The following is a 6,637-nucleotide window of genomic DNA, read 5'->3' as shown; positions in this document are numbered from 1 at the left end:
CTTCACGCCCCGAACCTGGCTTCGGGGCGTTGCGCTATTTCTTTGCAAGAAGAGGCCACCTTTCCGGGTGGCCTCTTTTCTATTTGTCTAATTGGCCTGTTGTGGGCCTTCGTTCCAGACATATACCAGCAGCTGCTGCACGTCTTGCGCACCCGGGTCATGCAGACCACTGACCTCCTGCTCTAAGAGTTTGATGGCGCGGCGAAATGCCTGCCGGTCCAGGTCGGGCAAGCCGCGTTCCACATTCCAGCGGCGCAGTTCACAAGTCAGAATGGCCAACTCGAAGGGATTCCCACTGACCAGGATCTCGGTGACGCGGCGGTGCCGGGCCGCCCATTGACGGGGCAGATTCATGCGGCTGGTTTTCAGGGAATCGAGGAGCGCTGGCATGTCATGGGCGGTCAGGGCTGCGCGCATGCCGGCCGTATCGGGCGCGGCCACCGGCACAAAAGCCTGGCTGGCGGTGTTGGGAAACTCGACCTGATAGTAGGCGTGGGCTTCACCGGCCACCGGGCGCAGGCAGGTGCCGAGCACGACCCCAATACCGTAGGGCGGAAGGACAACGCGGTCACCAGGCTGAAAGGCAGTCTGCTTCAAGGTCTCACCTCTTGAGGCGGGCGCGGCAGGGCTGAACAATCGGCGCCGACTTCCCACGGGCGGCGTGGGGCCACTTCTGCGGCACTGACCCAGACAGAAGCGGCCCAGCGTAAGAGCTGGGCCGCAGAAAAGGTCAGGAGAAAAACCGCAGGTTCCGAATTGACTGTGCAGACCTGGAAAGAGGAAGCCACCGGGACTGCATGCCCAGGAGTGTAGCGCAAAGTGACCCTGGCTGCACTGTGGGTCAGTGGGCGTTGCTAGGGGGACCCAGACCCGGTTGCTTGGGCAGAACATTCAAGATGTCCGAGGGCCTTTTCTTTAGCTTCAGGCGATTTAGAGACCCGCCAGCAGACTGTGTAGCTCAAGAGTCCCCCCTATTTAAGAGAGTTGTGCCGGCATGCCCAGCCCTTAACTCAAGCGCTCTGTCGCCCTATAGAAGTCGTGGGCTGGCCGTCCGCTCACCCCAGCTCAGAGGCCCTGTCCCTGCCGCCCAGTAGCGCCAGCCAGGCGTCCAGAGTCAAGGCCAGCAGGGCAGACAGCAGCGCCCCGGTCAGTACCAGGGCCGTGTTTTGCTGCGACAGTCCATTGATAATGGGCTCACCCAGGCCCCCGGCCCCCAGCGCTGCGCCGACCGTTGCGGTGCCGACGTTGTAGACGGTACTGGTCCGCAACCCGGCCAAGATGATCGGTCGGGCCAGGGGCAATTCCACGCGCCATAGGCGCTGGGCGCTGCTCATGCCCATGCCGCGCGCCGCGTCTAGAATATGGCGCTCGGTGGCCTGAAGCCCCAGGATGGCGTTGCTGACCACCGGCACCAGCCCGTAGAGCACTAGGCCCAGCAGGGTAGGGGCCCAGCCAAAGCCCAGAGCCGGCACCGCCAGCGCCAGCACGGCAAAGGTGGGGACCGTCTGCCCCAGCCCCAGCAGGGTCTCGGTGAGCTGCCGGGGAGCGTCCCAGCCGGGGCGGGTGACCGCGATGGCCAGCGGGAGCCCCAGGCCCACCACCACCAGACTGGCCAGCCCCACTAGCCCCAGATGAGTCAGGGTTAGGCGCCACAGGGGCGGATCAAAGGCAGTAAGTTCGCCTAGACCCAGGGGCCGCAGCAGCGCGGGCAAGACGCCTGGCCACAGGCAGAGGATGAGCAGGGCCGGCCACAGCACGGCGCCCCAAGGCCATCTCTTCAAGAGGCCTCTGGTTCGGCTGACTGCGGAAGCGCGCGGAGGCCAGACCACTGAACCGTGCCAATGGGCTGCCCCGCCTGCGTCACAGTCAGGGTGTCGCTCCCTTCGCGGAGCATGACGCTCAGTGCGCTGCGGGCGTTCAGAGCCGCGTCGATCAAAGGCGTTCCCGGTTGCACCGGCCCCGCCACCACAAAGTCAAGAATCGGCCGGCCAGCGAGCTGGCGCAGCGTGGCGTCCTCACCCAGAAATTGCCGCACGAACTCGCTGGCAGGGCGGTGAATCAGCTCGTCTGGGGGACCGTACTGGGCCAGTTCACCGCCCTGCATCAGGGCCACCCGGTCGGCCAGGCGCAGCGCCTCGTCTATGTCGTGGGTAACCATCACCACCGTTTTCCCTAGCCGCTGCTGAATCTCGCGGAAGGCCGCCTGCAGGCGCTCGCGGGCCAGAGGGTCCAGGGCACCAAACGGTTCATCCATCAGCAGCACCGGGGGGTCGGCGGCCAGCGCCCGCGCCACCCCCACCCGCTGCGCCTGCCCGCCCGAGAGTTCGCTGGGCCGCTTGTGACGAAAGGTCTCTGGCTCCAGGCCCACCAGGGCCAGCAGCTCATCCACCCGCCGCGCCGTGGCCCGGCGGTCCTGGCCCAGCAGGTCGGGGACCGTGGCCACGTTCTGCGCGACGTTCAGGTGCGGAAACAGACCGATGTGCTGGATGACATAGCCGATGCGGCGGCGCAGCTGCTCGGGCGGGAGGTTCCGGGTGTCCTGGCCACCCAGCAGGACATGCCCGGCGGTGGGTTCGGTCAGCCGGTTGAGCATCCGCAGCGTGGTGGTCTTGCCGCAGCCTGACGGTCCCAGCAGCGCCACCAGTTCGCCCTCGGGGACGGTCAGACTGAGGTCCCGGACGGCCATTGCCGCGCCGTACCGCTTTTCCAGGTGATGCAGTTCAATCATGGTGTTCCTAGACCCGCCCCAGACGGCGGCCCAGCCCGCCTTCCAGCCAGCGCAGCGCGGCGTCCAGTCCGATGGCCAGGAGCGCCGCCGGCACCGCGCCCAGAAGAATCAGGTCAGCGGCGGCGCTTTGCAGCCCCTTGAAGATGTAGGTGCCCAGGCCGCCAGCGCCGATCAGGGCCGCCACAGCGGCCACGCCCACCAGCAGCACTGCCGCCTGCCGTACCCCGCCCAGCCACACGGGCAGCGCCAGCGGCAGCTGCACCCGCCAGAAGCGCTGCACATTGCTCATGCCCATGCCGCGCGCGGCGTCCAGCACGCTGGGGCTGACCCCTTGCAGGGCCACCACGCCGTTGCGCAGGACGGGCAGCAGGGCGTAGAGCGTCATGGCGGTCAGGGCTGGGGCCACCCCAATTCCACTGACGCCGGCTGCCCGCAGCGCTGGAAAGGCGGTGGCCAGTGCCGACAGCGGCGCAATCAGCAGGCCCAGCAGCGCGAGGCTGGGCAGAGTCTGGATGGCATTGGCCGCGCCCAGCACGGCGGCGGCCACGCCAGGACGACTGGCCGCCCAGACGGCCAGTGGCGCCCCCAAGCCCACCGCCAGCCCCAGCGCCGTGCCCACCAGCCGCAGGTGCTGCGCGAGTTCCTGCCCCCAGCGCGCGCCCTCGCTGCGGGCCTCGGCCAGCACCGACCAACTCCCCAGTGTGCCGCTGGCCAGCAGTGCGGCGGCGGGGATTACCCAGACCCAGCCCGACCAACGCTGCTCGGGGGCGGCCAGGGTGGCGCCGTACACCGCTACGCCGGCCCCCAGCAGATACAGCCAGACCCCGCTAGCGGCACTGGCCCGCGCAAAAGGAGGCTGGTCCACCAGCGCCGCGCCCGTCTGGGTGCCCAGCAGCCACAGCCCCAGACTCAGGGCCGCCGCCGCAGGCAGCCAGACCCAGCGGCGCCTCCAGCGACCTGCCACAGCGGGCAGTAGTGCCGCTAGAACGGCCAGACCCAGCCAGGGCAGCGGCAACCGCAGGTAGTCGCCAGGGGCCAGGCGGTTGGGCCGCAGCAGCACCCAGGGCAGCAGCGCCCCGGCCAGCATCGGCAGCACCGAGCACCACAGCACCGCCTGCACGTCCCGCCGCGCCGCGCCGCCCAAGCCGGTGCTCTCCAGGCTGGTCGCCGGGGTCACGCCCTGGTCACTTGATGAGGCCCTTGCCCCGCAGGTACTCGCGCGCCACGTCCTGCGCCGTGCGGCCTTCCAAGGCCACCTTGGCATTCAGGCCTTGCAGGGTGGCCTGGGTGAGGGTGGCGAAGGTCTTGTTGAGGAGCGCCTCGATCTGCGGAGCGGCCTTGAGGGTGGCGGTGCGGATGATAGGCGCAGGCTGGTAAACGGCCTGAGCGCCCCTGGGGTCTTTGAGGGCCACCATCTTCAGGGCGCTGAGGGTGCCGTCGGTGCCGTACGCCATGGCGGCGTTGACGCCGTTGACCCCACCGGCCGCCGCCTGCTGGGTCTGGGGTGGAGTGGCGCCCGCCAGCACCAGCTTCTGGTCGGCCTTCAGTTTGAAGCCGTAGGCCGACTCGAAGGCCGGCATGGTGTCGGGGCGGTTGAAAAATTCAGGGCTGCCTGCAATCTTGAATTTGCCGCCGCCGCCCAGGTACTTGGCCAGGTCGGCCACGCTGCTCAGCTTGGCACTCTGGGCCAGGGCCTGCGGCACCGCGATGACCCAGGTGTTGTTGACCTGCGCCGGACGCAGCCAGGTCACGCCGTTCTTGCTGTCCAGTTGCCGCGCCAAGCCGTAGATGGTGCCGGGATTGCCCGCCTGCTTGGCTGTAATCTTGGCCTGCGGAAACAGGTACACGGCGTTGCCGGTGTACTCGGGGTACACGTCAATTTCGCCGGCCAGAATGGCCTTGCGGTTCACGCCGGTGTCACCCAGGTTGGTCTTGTCGGTCACGTCCAGCCCCGCGTTTTTAAGGGTCAGGACAATCATCTGGCCTAGAATCTGCGCCTCGGGGTCCAGTTTGCTGCCCACCACAATCGGTTTGGCAGCGGCGGTGGCCAGCAGCGAGCAGCCCAGGAGCAGGGCGGCGTGTGAGACAAAACGGGTCATGCGGTCACCGTACCTGTCCCCTCCGGCGTCACGGGTAGGGCAGCTCACAAAACACCCCGGTCCTAGACAGATGAAGGTTTCCTAAAAAGCTCTTTAGCGCTGTTGAGATTCGTCCAGACCAACCCCAAAGCCCTGATCCAGCAGCGCCTCGTTGTAGGTGCGGAAGGCCAGCATGGTCTGGGTGCGGGTGATGCCGGTCACCTGCCGCAGGCCACCTGTCACCACGCCGTCCAGGTCTTCGTAGCGAGCCAACTTGAGAATGGCCACGATGTCCCACTCGCCGGTCACCGAGTACACCTCGCGCACCCCTGGCACCCCGGCCAGTGCCTCGGCGGTTTCCTGAATGCGGTTGCGTTCTGCCTGCACCATCACGATGGCGGTCACCATGCCCGCCATTGTGCGCCCCCGTTGCCCCCGGCTGCACCCCATAGGGACTGTCGGCTCTTTTCGGGACATTCGGGCGAGCACCGGACGCTCCTCCATATTCCAGGACTCTGGCCTCTGTCCTTCCACTTCCAGTCAGGTCAAATCCAAGACCTGTTCCGGATTTGACCGGATCCCCTCTCACTGACCGGTCGTTCGGGGACACATTGCCGCTCTGGGAGCCGGTATGGTGCAGACATGACCGCCTCCGCCGCGCCCAAGGCGCCTGTCACCCCACGCGAGCAGCTCCTGAACCGCATTCAGCGCGATATTCCTATCGTGCAGCGTCCCTACGCGCAAGTGGCGGCCGAGGTGGGCCTGAGCGAGGCCGAGGCGCTGGCCATCCTGCGCGAGGTGAAGGCCGAAGGGGTGTTGCGGCAGGTCAGCGCCATCTTCGACACCCGCACCCTGGGCTACCAGAGCAGCCTGGTGGCGGCGGTGTACGACGAAGACACCCTGGATGCCGGCGCCGAAATCGTGAACACCCACCCTGGGGTCAGCCACAACTACAAGCGCAACCACGACTTCAACCTGTGGTATACGATCGCCGTGCCGCCCGAAAGCGACCTGAAGGCGCACGTGCAGAAGCTGCACGACCTCAGCGGCGCGCGCCTGACCCGCCTGATGCCCACCCTGCACCTGTTCAAGATTGGGGTGGAGTTCGACATGACAGGCAAAGAAGACTGGAACGCCAAGTCGGCGCCCCAGTACACCTCTGAGCAGCGGAACATCGGCTACGCCGTGACCGAGCTGGACCGGGCGTTCGTGCTGGAATTCCAGAAGGACCTGCCGGTCACCGAGGAACCCTACGCCGACGCCTGCGCCGCCCTGGGCCTGAGCATTGACGAGGTGGCCGCCCACGCTCAGAAGATGAAAGCGGCCGGGGCGCTGCGGCGCGTGTCGGCGGTGTTCCGTCACCAGAAGGCGGGCTTCACCTTTAACGCGATGGGCGTGTGGGCCGTGCCTCAGGACGAGGTCGCCGTAACGGGGCGCAAGATGGCCGAGTTCAAGGCAGTGTCCCACTGCTACCTGCGCCCCACGTACCCCGAATGGCCCTACACGATTTTCACGATGGTTCACGGGCGCAGCAAGGATGAGGCCTTCGGCAAAATCAAGGCTATTGAGGAAGAGGTGGCACCGGGCATTGACCACGCCATCCTGTACTCCACGAAGGAATACAAGAAGATTCGTCTGGAGTTCTACAAGCCTGAGTTTGCCGAGTGGGCGCGGCAGTATCTGGGCACGGAAGCCTAATTGCCCAGCGCCCCCGGTCCCCTGCCTGGCCGGGTGTCTGTTCAGAAGATGGAAGGGCCACTCCCGTTGTGGGGCGGCCCTCTTCTTGTCCCTGGACACGGCGCTCAGCGGCCGCGCGCCGCTCCTAGCCGTA

7 protein-coding genes are annotated in these 6,637 nt (G+C 66.9%); 1 reads left to right on the top strand and 6 read right to left on the bottom strand.

Going from position 1 to position 6,637, the window contains the following annotated elements; genetic code table 11:
• Positions 1 to 87: 87 nt before the first annotated feature.
• The 6 genes from K7W42_RS21110 to K7W42_RS21085 all read right to left on the bottom strand — a co-directional run bounded on the left by K7W42_RS21110 (position 88) and on the right by K7W42_RS21085 (position 5,214).
• Positions 88 to 597, bottom strand: a complete 510-nt coding sequence (locus tag K7W42_RS21110; RefSeq protein WP_157461561.1) for a CarD family transcriptional regulator — start codon at positions 595 to 597, stop codon at positions 88 to 90.
• Between the two features lie 458 nt (positions 598 to 1,055).
• Positions 1,056 to 1,781 carry an ABC transporter permease gene (locus tag K7W42_RS21105; protein WP_224577201.1) on the bottom strand — a complete coding sequence of 242 codons (726 nt, stop codon included), beginning with the start codon at positions 1,779 to 1,781 and terminating at the stop codon, positions 1,056 to 1,058.
• Positions 1,778 to 2,728, bottom strand: coding sequence for an ABC transporter ATP-binding protein (locus tag K7W42_RS21100; RefSeq protein WP_224577199.1), 951 nt, complete (start codon positions 2,726 to 2,728; stop codon positions 1,778 to 1,780). The genes K7W42_RS21105 and K7W42_RS21100 overlap by 4 nt, the downstream gene beginning before the upstream one ends.
• A 7-nt stretch (positions 2,729 to 2,735) precedes the next feature.
• Positions 2,736 to 3,905: an ABC transporter permease gene (locus tag K7W42_RS21095; protein ID WP_224577197.1), complete on the bottom strand. Its 1,170-nt coding sequence runs from the start codon at positions 3,903 to 3,905 to the stop codon at positions 2,736 to 2,738.
• A gap of 7 nt (positions 3,906 to 3,912) precedes the next feature.
• Entirely contained in the window at positions 3,913 to 4,827 is a 915-nt protein-coding gene (locus tag K7W42_RS21090; protein WP_224577195.1) for a glycine betaine ABC transporter substrate-binding protein, read from the bottom strand.
• A gap of 93 nt (positions 4,828 to 4,920) precedes the next feature.
• Positions 4,921 to 5,214 carry an Lrp/AsnC family transcriptional regulator gene (locus K7W42_RS21085; RefSeq protein WP_157461565.1) on the bottom strand — a complete coding sequence of 98 codons (294 nt, stop codon included), beginning with the start codon at positions 5,212 to 5,214 and terminating at the stop codon, positions 4,921 to 4,923.
• Positions 5,215 to 5,448: 234 nt separating this feature from the next.
• Between K7W42_RS21085 and ahbA the strand changes: the two genes are divergently transcribed.
• Positions 5,449 to 6,504 carry a siroheme decarboxylase subunit alpha gene (ahbA, locus tag K7W42_RS21080; protein WP_224577193.1) on the top strand — a complete coding sequence of 352 codons (1,056 nt, stop codon included), beginning with the start codon at positions 5,449 to 5,451 and terminating at the stop codon, positions 6,502 to 6,504.
• Positions 6,505 to 6,637: the final 133 nt, after the last annotated feature.

This window comes from Deinococcus betulae (genome assembly GCF_020166395.1).
Classification (GTDB): Bacteria; Deinococcota; Deinococci; order Deinococcales; family Deinococcaceae; genus Deinococcus; species Deinococcus betulae.
This window is presented reverse-complemented; position numbering and strand designations above follow the sequence as displayed.

Coding starts and splice junctions, on each gene's coding strand:
- K7W42_RS21090 (WP_224577195.1), bottom strand. CDS start 4,827: ATGACCCGTTTTGTCTCACACGCCGCCCTGCTCCTGGGCTGCTCGCTG.
- K7W42_RS21085 (WP_157461565.1), bottom strand. CDS start 5,214: ATGGTGACCGCCATCGTGATGGTGCAGGCAGAACGCAACCGCATTCAG.
- ahbA (WP_224577193.1), top strand. CDS start 5,449: ATGACCGCCTCCGCCGCGCCCAAGGCGCCTGTCACCCCACGCGAGCAG.
- K7W42_RS21100 (WP_224577199.1), bottom strand. CDS start 2,728: ATGATTGAACTGCATCACCTGGAAAAGCGGTACGGCGCGGCAATGGCC.